This window comes from Streptomyces fuscichromogenes (genome assembly GCF_014645815.1).
GTDB lineage: Bacteria > Actinomycetota > Actinomycetes > Streptomycetales > Streptomycetaceae > Streptomyces > Streptomyces fuscichromogenes.
This window is the reverse complement of the sequence record NZ_BMML01000007.1, coordinates 201,531-215,835: the sequence shown is the minus strand read 5'-3', so window position 1 is coordinate 215,835 and position 14,305 is coordinate 201,531. Positions and strand designations below refer to the sequence as shown.

The 14,305-nt window shown below is 71.8% G+C and carries 13 protein-coding genes; 9 read left to right on the top strand and 4 right to left on the bottom strand.

The window, feature by feature from the left end; translation table 11 throughout:
- Positions 1–27 precede the first annotated feature (27 nt).
- Both IEZ11_RS17435 and IEZ11_RS17430 read right to left on the bottom strand, forming a co-directional pair.
- Positions 28–963 carry a VOC family protein gene (locus IEZ11_RS17435; protein WP_189263678.1) on the bottom strand — a complete coding sequence of 312 codons (936 nt, stop codon included), beginning with the start codon at positions 961–963 and terminating at the stop codon, positions 28–30.
- Entirely contained in the window at positions 960–1,973 is a 1,014-nt protein-coding gene (locus IEZ11_RS17430; RefSeq protein WP_373294934.1) for a fumarylacetoacetate hydrolase family protein, read from the bottom strand. The genes IEZ11_RS17435 and IEZ11_RS17430 overlap by 4 nt, the downstream gene beginning before the upstream one ends.
- Positions 1,974–2,180: 207 nt before the next feature.
- Here IEZ11_RS17430 and IEZ11_RS17425 point away from each other — a divergent pair, with 207 nt between their 5' ends.
- The 8 genes from IEZ11_RS17425 (at position 2,181) to IEZ11_RS17390 (ending at position 9,910) form a co-directional block, all read left to right on the top strand.
- Entirely contained in the window at positions 2,181–2,486 is a 306-nt protein-coding gene (locus IEZ11_RS17425) for an antibiotic biosynthesis monooxygenase family protein (RefSeq protein WP_189263676.1), read from the top strand.
- 49 nt (positions 2,487–2,535) lie between these two features.
- The gene (locus tag IEZ11_RS17420) at positions 2,536–3,660 is read left to right on the top strand and encodes an FAD-dependent monooxygenase (RefSeq protein ID WP_189263675.1); all 1,125 of its coding nucleotides are present in this window, start codon (positions 2,536–2,538) and stop codon (positions 3,658–3,660) included.
- A complete protein-coding gene (locus tag IEZ11_RS17415) occupies positions 3,657–4,661 on the top strand; it encodes an amidohydrolase family protein (RefSeq protein ID WP_189263674.1) in 1,005 nt (334 codons plus the stop codon). The genes IEZ11_RS17420 and IEZ11_RS17415 overlap by 4 nt, the downstream gene beginning before the upstream one ends.
- Positions 4,658–5,515: a cyclase family protein gene (locus IEZ11_RS17410; protein WP_189263673.1), complete on the top strand. Its 858-nt coding sequence runs from the start codon at positions 4,658–4,660 to the stop codon at positions 5,513–5,515. The genes IEZ11_RS17415 and IEZ11_RS17410 overlap by 4 nt, the downstream gene beginning before the upstream one ends.
- 8 nt (positions 5,516–5,523) lie before the next feature.
- Positions 5,524–6,894, top strand: coding sequence for an FAD-binding oxidoreductase (locus IEZ11_RS17405; protein ID WP_189263672.1), 1,371 nt, complete (start codon positions 5,524–5,526; stop codon positions 6,892–6,894).
- Between the two features lie 3 nt (positions 6,895–6,897).
- Entirely contained in the window at positions 6,898–7,854 is a 957-nt protein-coding gene (locus IEZ11_RS17400) for a fumarylacetoacetate hydrolase family protein (RefSeq protein WP_189263671.1), read from the top strand.
- A gap of 184 nt (positions 7,855–8,038) precedes the next feature.
- Entirely contained in the window at positions 8,039–9,097 is a 1,059-nt protein-coding gene (locus IEZ11_RS17395) for a LysR family transcriptional regulator (RefSeq protein WP_189263670.1), read from the top strand.
- A gap of 42 nt (positions 9,098–9,139) precedes the next feature.
- Complete coding sequence (locus IEZ11_RS17390; protein WP_189263669.1) at positions 9,140–9,910, top strand: SDR family NAD(P)-dependent oxidoreductase; 771 nt, start codon at positions 9,140–9,142, stop codon at positions 9,908–9,910.
- Positions 9,911–9,913: 3 nt separating this feature from the next.
- On the opposite strand, the gene IEZ11_RS17385 is transcribed toward IEZ11_RS17390, so the two are convergent.
- Complete coding sequence (locus IEZ11_RS17385) at positions 9,914–10,825, bottom strand: hypothetical protein (RefSeq protein ID WP_229713096.1); 912 nt, start codon at positions 10,823–10,825, stop codon at positions 9,914–9,916.
- A 455-nt stretch (positions 10,826–11,280) separates the two neighbouring features.
- Between IEZ11_RS17385 and IEZ11_RS17380 the strand changes: the two genes are divergently transcribed.
- Positions 11,281–12,609 (top strand): cytochrome P450, encoded by a 1,329-nt coding sequence (locus tag IEZ11_RS17380; protein WP_189263668.1) that lies wholly within the window; start codon positions 11,281–11,283, stop codon positions 12,607–12,609.
- A 175-nt stretch (positions 12,610–12,784) separates the two neighbouring features.
- Here IEZ11_RS17380 and IEZ11_RS17375 read toward each other — a convergent pair whose 3' ends face one another.
- Entirely contained in the window at positions 12,785–14,302 is a 1,518-nt protein-coding gene (locus IEZ11_RS17375) for an MFS transporter (RefSeq protein ID WP_189263667.1), read from the bottom strand.
- Between the last annotated feature and the right edge of the window lie 3 nt (positions 14,303–14,305).

The window sequence follows — 14,305 nt, the reverse complement described above, 5'->3', positions numbered from 1 at the left end:
TGCGGCCTTTCTCGGAAGGATCGGGGTTTAGACCGGGGGTGCTTCGAACAGCACGTCGGGGTCGTTGAACTGTTCCTTGGCGACCGACTCGCTCATCGGGTCGGCGGTGCCCCACTGGTCCTGGGTGACCGGGTCGTCCACGTCGTGCCGGCCGGGGTGCCACAGGTCCTCTTCGAGGACGGCGAGCTCGGTGGTGTACTCGACGGTGTTGCCGTGCGGGTCGTGGAAATAGGAGAAGGTGTTGTCGCCCGCCAGGTGCCGTCCCGGACCCCAGGTGAGCCGGGTCCCGGCGCGCAGCGCACGTCCGGTGCCGCGCATGTACTCCTCCACCCCCCGCATCTCGAACGAGGCGTGGTGCAGCGACACATGGGGCCCGCGCGCGATGGCGAAGGAGTGGTGCAACGGGCTGCACCGCAGGAAGTACATGAGGTCGCCCATGTGCGTGGAGTACAGGGTGTCGGTGAGCCGGAAGCCGAGGTTCTGGATGTAGAAGTCCCGCAGCCCCTCCGGGTCCCGGGAGTTGACCACGCAGTGCGACAGCCGTACCGGGACGGCCTCGCGCTCCTCGATCTTGCGGTGGGCGCGGGTGGCCACGTCGGCCGAGACCTCGACGACCCGCCCGTCGGGGTCGAAGAACCGCAGCCCGTAACCGCCGCCCGGGGTGTCCAGCGCCCGCGGCTCATGGATGACCTGCACCCCGGCCCGCCCCAGCCGGACCGCGAGTTCGTCCACCGCTGCCGGTGAGACCGCGCCGAAGGCGACGAGGTCCATCCGCTTCCGCTCGTCCTCGCGGATGCGCACGATGTACTGCTCGGGGCTGCCCTCGGCGGCGAAGAACGCGATACCGCTGTCGTTCGCGACCTCGGTCAGGCCCCAGGTGGTGCCGTAGAAGGCCCGCTGGGTGGCGAAGTCCGGTACGGCCAGGTCGACATGGCGCAGGTGGGTGATGGGCTGGAAGCTCATGCGTGGCTCCTGACGGTGTTGCGCTGATGGCCGAGGCCGGTGATCTCCGCGTCGATCACGTCTCCGGGCCGCAGGAAGACCCCCCAGTGCGCGCCGTTGCCGGCCGGGGAGCCGGTGAGCAGCAGGTCGCCGGGGCGCAGGGTGGTGGTCGTGGAGGCGTAGGCGATCAGCCGCGGGATGTCGAAGATCATGTCCTTGGTGGACTCGTCCTGCCGGACCACCCCGTTGTGCCGGAGCGTGATCCGCAGGTCGCCCGGGTCGCCGACGAAGTCCGCGGGGACCAGGAAGGGCCCGGTCGGCAGGAAGGTGTCGGCGTTCTTCGCGGTGAACCAGTCGGTGCCGATGGCCTTCAGGTCGGGCCGGTAGAGCCGGTCACGGGTGGTGAGGTCGTTGCTGATCGTGTACGCGGCGACGTACGACATCGCCTCCTCGGCCGCGATGTCCTTCCCCGACCGGCCGATGACCAGGGCGAGTTCGAGCTCCCAGTCGTGCTGCTCGCCGAGCGCGGGCAGCACGATGTCGTCGTACGGCCCGCACAGGGCACGCGGTGAGCCGAGGAAGATGTACGGGACCCCGTTGCGGCTCCGTTCGTCCATCATCTGCTCGGCGTCGGCGCGGGCCTCCTCGGGCGTGGCGCCGTGCACGCTCTCCTTCTCGGCGGCGACCAGGTCGACCACGTGCTTGCGGTAGTTGGCGCCGCTCTGCAGGATCTGGCCCGGCTCGATCGGCGTCAGGACCCGCAGGTCGGCCAGGTTGTGCCAGCTGCCGTCGGTGGTGGCGGCCAGCTCGTGCAGGCGGGGCAGCCAGGTGTCCCAGTCCTCGACCAGCGCGCGGACCGAGGCCACCAGGCCGGAGAGGTCACGGACCCGGGCGCCGGCGACCAGGCCGGGGAAGGCGGCTGCGCCGCCGCTGAAGGTGCCGAGCGCGAAGGGTCCGGCGTGGGCGGGGGAAGGTTCGGGCACGGGCGGCTCTCCTCGTACGGGTGGGGGCTCGTCCTCGACGCTAGGCATCGCGCCCGGTCGGCGGAAATGGCCGTTCACGATGGCTGCCATCGCCCGCGCACTCCGCCGCGGCCTGCGCCGATGTGCGGTTGCGCGGCGCGGGACCGCCATCGCCGTCGGGGATGGATGACGTCCCCCTTGTCGATGACTCGATCCGTTGACCCGGTACCTACCGCCGATCAGGCTCGATGCCACCCCGAACCCGAGGAGCGCACCGTGGTGGTCGAGCACGCCGAGCTGTCCGTCGAGAAAGGCCGGGAAGCGGAATTCGAGGAGGTCTTCGGCAAGGCCCGTGCGGTGCTCGCCGAGGCGGACGGGTTCCGCTGGGCCGAGCTGCTGCACTGCGTGGAGCGGCCGCGGACCTTCCTGCTGCTGGTCGGCTGGGAGTCGGTCGAGGCGCACACGGTCGGTTTCCGGGAGTCGGAGCGGTTCGCGCGCTGGCGGGCCCTGGTCGGCCCGTTCTTCGCGGCGCCGCCGGCCGTCGAGCACTACCGCGAGCTGGCTCCCCGGTTCACCGGCTGAGAGCTGCTGACCCCCACCGTCTGTCTTTCTACTTTCGCAAGGATCGCCCATGCCCGTGAACAAGGTGCTCGTCGTCGGCGGCGGCATCACCGGAAGCGTGCTGTGTCTCGCCCTCGCCCAGCGCGGGGTCGAGGTGGAGCTCGCCGAGGTCTCGCCCCAGTGGTTCGGGGTGGGCCACGGCATCACCATCCAGGGCAACGCGCTCAAGGCGTTGCGTTCGGTCGGCGTGCTGGACCGGGTGCTGGCTCGGGCGGTGCCGTTCGACCTCATGCGGCTGCGCCGGGCCGACGGCGGTCTGATCACCGAGCTGGAGACCCCGCACACCGGCGGCGCGGACCTGCCCTCCACGGCGGGCGCGCTCCGCTCGGACCTGCAGAACGCGCTGTGCGACGCGGTGTACGCGCACGGGGTCACCGTCCGTCTGGGCCTGAGCGTGCGCACGCTGGACCAGGCGGCCGGGCATGTGGACGTGGACTTCACCGACGGCACCGCCGGCCGCTACGACCTGGTGGTCGGCGCGGACGGCATCAACTCGGCGATGCGCGCGCTCATCGGCATCACGACCAGGCCCCGCCCGGTCGGCATGTCGATCTTCCGGGTGGTCGCGCGGCGGCCCGCGGAGATGGACTGCGCCGAGGTGTACTACGGCGGTCCCCGCTACAAGGCCGGCTACAGCCCGATCTCCGACGACCAGTGCTACGCCTACCTCCTCGACGAGAACCTGGACGCCTCGCTGATCGGTCCGCGCGCCTCGCTGGACCTGCTGCGCGAGCGCGGCGCCGGGTACGGCGGCACCTGGGGGAAGATACTTGCCTCGCTGCCGGACGACACGGCGGTGGACTACCGCTGGATCGAGGCGGTGCTGGTCGACGAGGACTGGCACCGGGGCCGGGCCATGGTGATCGGTGACGCGGCGCACGCCTGTCCGCCGCTGATCGCGCAGGGTGCCGCGATGTGCATGGAGGACGCGGTGCTGCTGGCCGAGCTGGTCACCGCCGACGAGCCGGTGGACCGGGCGCTGGCCCGGTTCATGGCCCGGCGGCTGCCCCGCGTCCGCATGGTGCTGGACAACTCCCTGCAGCTCGCCGACTGGGAGATCCACCCGGACACCCCGGGCGCCGACCCGGCCCGGATCATGTCGGAGACCCTCGCTTCCCTGACGGTGGCCGCGTGAGCACGCCCGTCGTCGACTTCCACGGCCATCTCGCGGTGCCGGAGGCGGATGCCCTGGTGGCCGGCACCGGGGGCTTCGCGGCCGAGCTGGCCGCCGAGCAGCGCGCCCACTCGCCCGAGTCGCTGGCCGCCAACCGGGCCCAGCTCCGGCGTCTGGCGGGGCGGTTGACGGATGTGGACGTGCGGCTCGCCGACCTCGACGCGATGGGCGTCGATCTCCAGGTGGTCGGCCCGATGCCCATGCACCACTACTGGGCCGGCCCCGGCCTCGCGGTGCGACTGGCCCGGACCGTCAACGAGGCGGTGGCCGCGCACTGCGCCGCCGCGCCCGGCCGGCTCCACGGCCTCGGCACGGTACCGCTGCAGCACCCGGACCTCGCGGTGGCCCTGCTGGACCAGGCGGTCACCGAGCTGGGCCTGTACGGCATCAGCGTCTCCACCAGCGTCGAGGGCCACGAGCTGGCGGACCCGGCGCACGACGACGTCTGGCTGAAGGCCGAGGAGCTGGGCGCGGTCGTCTTCGTCCACCCCTGGGGCTGCTCGCTCGGCGAGCGGCTCGCCTCGAACTATCTCGGCAACACGGTCGGCCAGCCCACCGAGACCACGGTCGCGCTCTCCCACCTGATCTTCACCGGGGTCCTGGACCGCTTCCCGCGACTGAAGCTGGTGGCCGCGCACGGCGGTGGCTATCTGCCGACGTACATCGGCCGCTCCGACCACGCCTGGCGGGTCCGGCCGGACGCGCGCGGCTGTGCCGAGCCGCCCAGCAGCTATCTGCGGCGGATGTGGTTCGACGCGCTCGTCTACACGCCTCGCGCGCTGCGCCATCTGGTCGAGGAGGTGGGTGCGGACCGGGTGGTGCTCGGCACCGACCACCCCTTCGACATGGGTGTGACCGATCCGGTGGCCCGTCTGGACGCGGCCGGTCTCGACCCGGCCGCACGGGACGCGATCGCCGGGGGCAACGCCCTGGACCTGCTGCTGAAAGGACATGTCCGATGACCCTGGGTCCCCTTGAGGAAGAGCTGGCCAAGGCCCGCGCCGCCTACCGCGACCGGGGCCGCTGGGGTGCGGCGGACGTGCTGGGCACGCTCAACTTCATCGACGACGCGATCCGCGCGCACGCGGCGGGTCTGGTCCGGCGCGGCCACTGCTTCTCGCTGGCCCACGAGTTCGACGCGCCCGGTGCGGAGCACGGTCGCCGGGCCGGCACCCGATGGGACGGGCTGGGCCGTGGTGACGCCACCGACCAGTCCTGGCACGGCCGTTCGAGCACGGGCACCGGCACCGACTACGACGGCGACGGCGTGACCGGCGTCGAGCAGCTGCGCGACGCCTTCACCGGCCGTGGGGTGCTGCTCGACGTCGGCCGGGCGGTCGGCGACGCGAGGGGGGAACTCCCCGACGGCTACCCGATATCGGAGGAGCACCTGCGGGACACCGTCGAGGCGCAGGGTGCCACCTCCAGTGTGCGCCGGGGTGACATCGTCCTCGTCCGTACCGGACAGCTCGGCCGCGTTCGTCGGCTCGGCGCATGGGAGGGGTACGTGAGCGGGGACGCGCCCGGCCTGTCCTTCACCACCCTCGGCTGGCTGCACCGCACGGAGATCGCGGCCGTCGCCACCGACACCTGGGGCCTGGAGGTGCGGCCGTCCGGGTTCGCCGAGCCGGCGGCCGCGCCGCTGCACCGGATCGCCGCCCCCCACCTGGGCCTGCCGCTGGGCGAGCAGTGGGACCTGGAGGCCCTCGCGGAGGACTGCGCGGCCGACGGTGTCTACGAGTTCCTGCTGGTCGCGGCACCCCTGCCGGGGAGCGGAGCGGCCGGTACCCCCGTCAACCCCATCGCAGTCAAGTGAGCCGCCCCGTGAACACCGACCGTTTCTCCGGCAGCCTCCACCTCCCCGGTGACGAGGACTTCGAGGAGGCCGTGTACGGCAGGGTCTTCAACGCCCGCCGCCCGGCCGACCGCACACCCGCCGCCGTACTGCGGGCGGCCACCGAGCAGGATGTCGTCGAGGGCGTACGGCTCGCCCTGGAACAGGGCTGGCAGGTCGCCGTCCGCTCCGGCGGGCACAGCTGGGCCGCCTGGTCGGTCCGCCGGGACGCGCTGCTGATCGACCTCGGTGACTTCCGCGAGATGGCGTACGACGGGGACACCTCGATCGTCACGGCCACCCCCAGCGTCAAGGGCGGCGACGAACTCAATCCGTTCCTCGGCGAGTTCGGGCGGTTCTTCAACGGCGGGCACTGCCCGTCCGTCGGCATCGGCGGCTTTCTGCTGCAGGGCGGGCAGGGCTGGAACGCGCGCGGCTGGGGCTGGGCGGCCGAGAACATCGTGGCCATCGACGTCGTCACGGCCGACGGTGAGCTGGTCCGTGCCGACGAGACGCGGCACAGCGACCTGTTCTGGGCGGCGCGCGGGGCGGGCCCCGGTTTCTTCGGCGTCGTCACCCGCTTCCATCTGCGCACCCGCCCGCTCCCCCGGCATCTCGCGCACACCGTGCACGCCTATCCGCTCGACCTCTTCGACGAGGTCATGACCTGGCTGCACGACACCCACCACACGGTATCCGACCTGGTGGAGATCGTCGCCCTCACCCAGACCCCGCCCGACCTCGGCGGACCGGTGCTGCTGGTGACCGGTGTCTCGATGACCGACACCCCCGAGGAGGCGGCCGAGGCACTCGCCCCGCTGCACGCCAATCCCTACGCGGACCGGGCCCTGTTCCGTGTCGAGGCGCAACCCACCACGCTCGCCGAGCAGTTGGCCGGGCAGCGCACCGCCAATCCCGAAGGCCACCGCTACCTCGTCGACAACGCCTGGCTGACCGGCACCGCCGCGGAGGTGGTCCCGGCGATCCGCAAGGCGTTCACCGAACACCCGACCCGGCAGACCTTCACCATCTGGTTCTCCATGGCACCGCTGCGACAACTGCCCGACATGGCCTTCTCGTTGCAGTCGGAGATCTACTGCGCCACCTATGTCGTGCACGACGCCCCCGGGCGGGACGCGGAGCTGCGCGGCTGGCTGGACGAGGCGATGGCGCAGATGCAGCCGGTGACCGCGGGCCAGTATCTCGGCGACTCCGACTTCACGGTACGGCAGTTGAGGTTCATGGGTGACGAGCAGTGGCGGCGGCTGGCCGGGATCCGGGGCGCCTACGACCCCAAGGGCGTGTTCGCCGGCCATCTGAGCGCCGGGACCGTCACCAACACCAACCACTGGGAAGAGTGAGCCATGCGTTTCGCGACCTACGAGCACGACGGCGAGGAGCGCGCCGGTGCGGTGCGGGACGGGGTGATCCACCCGCTGCCCGACGGGGTGAGTGTCCTGACGCTCGTCGAGGCGGGCGTGCTGTCCGCGGCCGGCCTGGAAGCCCTGAGAACGCCAAGTGAGTTGACGGTGGATCAGGTGCGGCTGCTGCCGCCGCTGAAGCCGCCGTCCATCCGGGACTTCGTCGGGTTCGAGGCGCACATCGAGGGCGTGTCGAAGTCGCTGGACGGCCTGGAGCACGTCCCGGAGGAGTGGTACCGGGCGCCCAACTTCTACTTCACCAACCCGCACGCGGCCTACGGCGCCCACGACGACGTGCCGGTCCCGGCGGGCTGCTCGGTGCTGGACTTCGAACTGGAGGTCGGCGCGGTCATCGGCCGCGGCGGCCGGGACCTCACCCCCGAACAGGCGAGGGACCACATCGTCGGCTACCTGGTCTTCAACGACTGGTCGGCCCGTGATCTGCAGAAGCCGGAGAAGAACCTGGGCCTGGGCTTCTCCAAGGGCAAGGACTTCGCCAACACGCTCGGCCCCTGCCTGGTCACCGCCGACGAGGTCGAGGACCGGCGGGACGCGGACGGCTTCCTGGACCTGGAGATGACGGTCACCCTGAACGGCGAGCTGATCGGCCGGGACACCCTCGCCAACGTCTCCTGGACCTTCGAGGAGATGATCGCCTACGCCAGCCGGGACGCCTGGGTGCGCCCCGGTGACATCCTCGGCTCGGGCACCTGCGGCTGGGGAGCCCTGGCGGAGTTCTGGGGACGGCTCGGGGAGCGCACCCCGCCCCCGCTGAAGCCCGGCGACCAGGTGACACTGGAGGTGGAGCGGCTGGGCACGCTGTCCAACCGGATCGTGCCGGGGCGCACGGACGCCTACCTTCCGCGGGCCCGCAAGAGGGGTCGCACGCCGCGCCCCTAGCATCCGAAGCTGTGGGGGGCCTGTGGTGTGCCCACGCCCCCCACCTGCGGGTATCCGGTGCCGGAATGCCTGGCATCGCATCTTCCTGAGAGTCGCCCCGACCCCCTTCCTCGACGGCCGTCCGCTGGTTAACCTCGCGTTTCACCGAAGCTTCAAGGACGTGGCCGGCCGGAAGGGGACACTCGTGGGTCTCGGAGCGATCGATCTCAATCTTCTGGTGGCACTGGAAGCGCTCCTGGAGGAGAAGAACGTCACTCACGCCGGTGTACGGCTGTCCACCAGCCAGTCGGCGATGAGCGGCTCGCTGGCGCGGCTGCGCCGGCACTTCAACGACGAACTGCTGATCCGGGTGGGCCGCGAGTACGAGCTGACGCCGCTCGCGGAGCGGCTGCTGCCGGTGGTCCAGGGCTCCCTGCAGAAGGCCGAGGAGGCGCTGTCGCTGACCCGGCACTTCGACCCGGGGCGCAGCCGCCAGCGGTTCTCCGTGGTCATGTCGGACTACGTGATGACGGTGTTCGTGGAGCCGCTGCTGCGGGTCATCGCGGCCGAGGCACCGGGCGTGCGGATCGACTTCCATCCGATCGTGGACGGGCAGCTGGAGACGGAGACGCATCTGCGCTGCCACGACCTCATGATCGTGCCGCTCGGCTACCAGCTGCCCGGGGTCAGCGAGGCCGTGATGCACGACCGGTTCGTGTGCATCGTCGACCCGGACAACCCGCGCCTGGTGAACGGCCGGCTCACCCTGCGCGACCTCGCGGAGATGCCGCACGCGGCCTGCGCCATCGGCAAGAGCCACACCCCCGCCGAGCGCCAGCTGGAGACCCTCGGTATCACCCCGAAGGTGCAGGTCAGCACGCCCGGCTTCAGCGTGCTGCCGTTCCTGGTGAGCGGTACGGACCTGGTCGCCATGGTCCCGGAGCGGCTGGCCCGCCGCTACGAGGGCTTCGCGCGCTGTGCGGTCGTACCGGCGCCGTTCCCGGACGTGCCGCTGGTGGAGGCCATGTACTGGCACCACAACCGGCATGCCGACCCGGCGCACCGCTGGCTGCGGGACACGGTCCGCAGGGTCGGGGCGGAGCTGGGCGAGGAGGCACGGGGCGCGGAGGCACGGGGCGCGGAGGCACGGGGCGCGGAGGCGTTCGGCGCGGAGGCGTTCGGTGAGGAGGAGCCGCCGGAGATCGCCGACGTGGATGCCACCCATCCCGAGAGCGCGTTTCCGGAGCTGTCCGCCGCTTCCTAGCGTGGACGGGAGACCCTCTCCCGTACCCCCTTGGAGGATGCCGTGAGCCGCACGCGCCTGGCGGGCCGTACCGTCGTCGTCACCGGAGCCGCACAGGGCCAGGGCGCCGCGGAGGCCGCCGCGGCCGCCCGGGAGGGCGCGACGGTGATCGCGACGGACGTGCTGGACGAGGCCGGTGAGAAGCTCGCCGCGGGCCTGCGCGCCGACGGCCTCGACGTCCGGTACGTGCACCTGGACGTGTCCTCGCCCGACGACTGGGCGGCCCTGGCGGCCTCCCTCGATGCCGTGCACGGGCTGGTGAACAACGCCGGCATCCCGATGCGGGGCCGGCTCGGTCAGGTCGCACTCGCGGACTGGAACCGGGCCTTCGCCGTGAACACCACCGGCGCCCTGCTCGGCATCCAGGCCCTCGCCCCGCTGATGCCGGCCGGCTCCTCGATCGTGAACGTCGGCTCGGTCGCCGGGCTCACCGCACACCACGCGGTGGCGTACACGACGAGCAAGTGGGCGCTGCGGGGCCTGTCCAAGGTGGCGGCCCTGGAGCTGGCCCCGCGCGGTATCCGTACGAACGTCGTCCACCCCGGCTACATCGAGACCCCGCTGATGGCCACCGCCGACCCGGTGTTCGTCGCCGCCCACCTCGCCATGACCCCCCAGGGCCGACCGGGCACCGTCGACGAGGTGGCGCCGCTGGTCGTCTATCTCCTCTCCGACGAGGCCTCGTACGTCAACGGCGCGGAGATCACCGTCGACGGGGGCTACTCGGCGCACGGCCCGGTGAAGGCGATCACCGACGCCCTCGACCGGGGCTGAGCGTCAGTCCTTGAGCTGCTCCAGCGTGGACTTGGTGTCGGTCTTCAGCCAGCCGGTCACGGAGTCGAGGGTCGGCGGGTCGGTGTCGCTGTCGTACGTGGAGAGGTACGCGCTGTAGGACATGGTGTACGTCATCCAGCCGTCCCGTACCGCGAGGGTGGCGTACCGCGAGCCGGTGGTGGTGGAGCCGTTGCTGGTGTCCTGGGTGACCAGGTAGGCCTCGTCGCCGATGCCCTGGACGGGCGACACGTCGTAATCGGTGTGGCTGTCGCCGTAGTTCTTCCAGGTGGCCGTGAACTCCGGTGCCGGGTCGGTCTTCCTGTGCAGGTCGACCTGCATGGTGAGGTAGGCGTCGCCGTAGCTGGAGCTGGTCTTCTTGAGACTGAGGCTGCAGTAACTCTCGTCCAGCGCCGGGTCCTTCATCGCGTTCTTGGTCGGGGCCGAGTCGGCCACGGGGTACTCGTCCTTGAACGACGAGTAGTCCGCGCTGGAGCAGAGGTTGGCGGGCGCGCGGTAGCCGCGCAGGTCCGCACCGGCGCCGAGGCCCCCGGTCAGGAAGAGGCCGGCCGCCCACCCCGCGGAGGCGACGACCGCTCCCACGACGGCCCACAGCACGGCTCTGCCGACCGCGTTCCCGCCGGTGGCCGGCGGCGGTGCGACCGGCGGCGGATAGCCGTAACCGGGCTGCACCGCATAGGGGTTGCCCTGCTGCGGCACGGTGGGCTGAGCATAGGGGTTGGGCTGCGACGGGGGTGGCGACTGCGGGTGCGGATACGGGTACGCGGTCGGCTGCGGCGGGACCGCGGGCGGCTGTTGCTGCTGCGGCGCGGGCGGCTGCGGGGCGGCGACGGTGTCCTGCGGGGCGGGATCGGGTGGCCCCGGCACGGAAGGGGGCTGCTGCGGTGGCGTGGACATGTCGTGAAGATAAGGCATAACCAGACATCAAGTCCCGTCCCGGCCAGGACCGTTATGGATTGCGGACATCCGCCGCAAACCCGGGACCCGCCCGCCAGGACCCGTGTCGGCCCAGGGGCTCAGGAGGTTCGGGAGACCCCAACTGACTCACCATCAGTTTCTATCGCCACCGCCGGAGGAACCTCGACCCGGCATATTGCCCGCCCGCGAGCAGCCGTGCCACGATCGGACAAATATTCGCCCAGATGGCAATGGGGGTGTTCATGAAACGGACACGACGCCTGGTCGCCCGCCTGGTGGGCAGGAAGCGGGTCAGCGGCCGCTACCCGTACTGGCCCTACCAGCTCCGGTAGCCCGACCCCGCTTCCTGCAGAGCCACATCCACCGGAAACAGTGGAAGAACACCGGTCGCAGGATCCCGTGCGAGGGGTCCTGCGATCCCCTGGGGAGGCCGGATGGCACGCCGCGAGACGCTCGGCCGGCCCCCGGGTCCGCGCGGGCACTGGCTGACGGGCAACACCCGCGCGTACGAGGCCGACCGGATCGGCTTCCTGCGCCGCTGCCACCGCGAGTACGGTGACGTCTTCTCCTACGACGAACAGACGGTGTTCGTCATCGACCCGGACCTCGCCCACGACGTCCTCGCCCGCACCGGCCACGGCTTCGTGACCGAGCTCGCCCCCTTCGACATGCGGCGGGACCTCGACGAGGCCGCCGCGCAGGCCACCGCGTGGATGTCCGCACGCCGTGCCGCGTGGCCGGGCCTCAACCGCTCCGCGGCGGCCGCCTCCGACGACCGGACCGTCGAGATCCTGGACTCGGTCCTGGCGGACACGGCCGGCCGGGAGACCGACGTGCTCACCACGATGCGCGCGTTCACCGCCCGGGCCATCGCCGACTACTGCTTCGGGGCGGACTCCGCCGGTGTCCCCGTCCTGCTCGACGAGATCATCCACGCCACCCAGCCGTTCACGGAGTCGTCCTACGAGTTCCCCGCCTGGCTGCCGATCCCCCGCCATCGGCACTTCTTCCAGGCCGCCCGGCGCCTGACCGACGTGCTGACCGGGATCGTCCGGCAGCGGCGGGCATCGCGTGCCACGGCGGCCCCGGACGACCTGCTGGGGTCTCTGCTCGACGCCGAGCCGGCCATGCCCGACGACACCGTGGCCTCGACCCTCCACAGCATCCTCATGGGCGGCCACGGCGTGCCCGCCGCCGCGCTGACCTCCGTCGTGTGGCAACTCGCCCGCCGGCCCCGGGTCGCCGGTGACCTGCGCGACGAGGCGGACCGGCCGACGGGCGACGACGCCCTGTCTACGACGGCCCCGTCGGCGGCGGCCCCGTCGGCGGCGGCGCGGCTCCCGCTGGCCGAGGCGGTGGTCCGGGAGACGCTCCGGCTGTATCCGCCCGCGTGGTTGATGACCCGCACCGCCGGTACGGCCACGGCTCTGGGCGACTGGTCGCTCGACCCCGGTGACGACGTACTGCTCAACGCCTACCTGATCCACCGCGATCCCCGGTGGTGGCGGCGACCCGACGAGTTCGACCCCGACCGATGGCTGACCGGCCGGCCGGCACCCGGTGCGGCCTGCCTTCCGTTCGGTGCCGGGCCACGGGTCTGCCTGGGTTCGACGCTGGCCGTGCGGCAGCTCACCCTGGCCACCTCGCGACTCGCGCAGCGCTTCACCGTCGAGTCACCCAACGCCTTCTCGGTGGTCCCGGAGTTCATGGGCAGACTCGCGCCGGCGGGCCTGCGGGCACGGTTCGCACCGGTCCGGCGCTGAGCGCTCCGCCGGAGGTGCCGCGCTGTGCCGGCTGCGGCGCTGTGCCGGCTGCGGCGCCGTCGTGGCTGGTCGCGCAGTTCCCCGCGCCCCTGGGGCGCTGCCGAACCGCCGCGGACTTCGCGGCCCCGGCTCAGCCGAGGGAGCCGCCCCGGGCCGGGGCGTGCGTGAAGGCGGATCAGGCGGATGCCGGCTGCACCGGCGCCTGGGCCGTCGCCCGTCCGGTGTTCTTGCGGACCAGCAGCAGGGTGACCAGCGCGCCGAGCAGTGAGGCGCAGCCGCAGATCACCACGCCCAGGGCCATGCCGTGCGCGAGGGCGTCCTGCGCGGCGGCCCGGGCGCTGTCGCTGCCCGCGTTGACCACCGCGAGCGGACCGGCCGCGGCCTCCATACCGGCGTCGGAGCCGCTCAGCTTGCCGACCAGCGCGGAGGAGGCCGCGCTCATCGCGATGGTACTGATCACGGCCGGGCCGAGGCCCTGGCCGAACTCGCGGACCAGGCTGGTCGCGCCGCTCGCCATGCCGGTCATCTCGATCGGCACGGCGTTCACCGCGGCCGAGGTCAGCGAGGAGACCACGCAGATGAAGCCGACGCCGAGCAGCAGCACCGGGCCGATGAAGGCCGCGAGGGAGGTGGTGGTGATGGGCAGCGCGGCGATCCAGAACTGGCCGGCGGCCATCGGCAGCAGGCCGCCCATCAGCAGCCAGCGCGCCTCGACGCGGGTGAGCATCCTGCTGAGCACCGGCGCGAGCAGCAGCGGGATCAGCTGGAGGATCACGAACGGCAGGCCGGCACGCAGGGCGCTGAGGTGCATCACCGCGCCGAGCCGGATGGAGACGCAGTAGGCGGTGCCGATGAAGCCGAACATGCCGGTAAGCGCGACCACCGCGGCAGCCGCGAAGGACGGGATCCTCAGCAGCTCCAGGTTGAACATCGGGGACGCGGCGCGCCGCTCCGCCAACACGAAGCCGACCAGGGCCACGGCGGCGAGGGTCAGCGCGAAGACGATCGAGGGGCTGCTCCAGCCGCGGTCGCCGCCCTCGATGATGCCCCACAGCAGGGCGGTCAGGCCGACGGCGATGCTGATCTGGCCCGGCCAGTCCAGAGCACGGCCCTCGGGCGCCCTGGAGTCGGTGACCAGGGCCCAGCAGGCGAAACCGACGACGACGCCGAGGACGACCGGCGGCACGAACGCCCAGCGGAAGTCGGCGGCCGTGGCCAGGATGCCCGAGGACAGCGGGCCCACGGCGGAGGCGAGGGAGATGCTCAGCGCCCAGGTCGAGACCGCCTTGGCACGGTCCTTCTGCTCGGGCGTCGCGGCCGCGATCACGGCGAGGGAGCTGGGGAAGAGCGCGGCGGCGCCGATACCGGCGAGTGCCTGGCCGATCCAGAGCATGGTGATGTTCTGCGAGGTGGCGTTGAGGAGTTCACCGGTTGCCAGCACGAATCCGCCGAGGACCAGCAGCCGCTTCCGGCCGAACAGGTCGCCCACCACACCGAAATTCAGTTCCAGAATCGCGGTGGGCAGAATGAATGCGGAGGTGACCCAGGCGACCTGTGATCCCGAGGCTCCGAATGCACTCTGGATCTCCCCGTTGATGGGTGAGGGGACGGTAATGCACAGCTGCGCGGCGGCGACTGCCAGACAGCAGGCCACGAGTGTGCCCACGTCCAGTTTCTTCACAGCGTCGGTCATTCC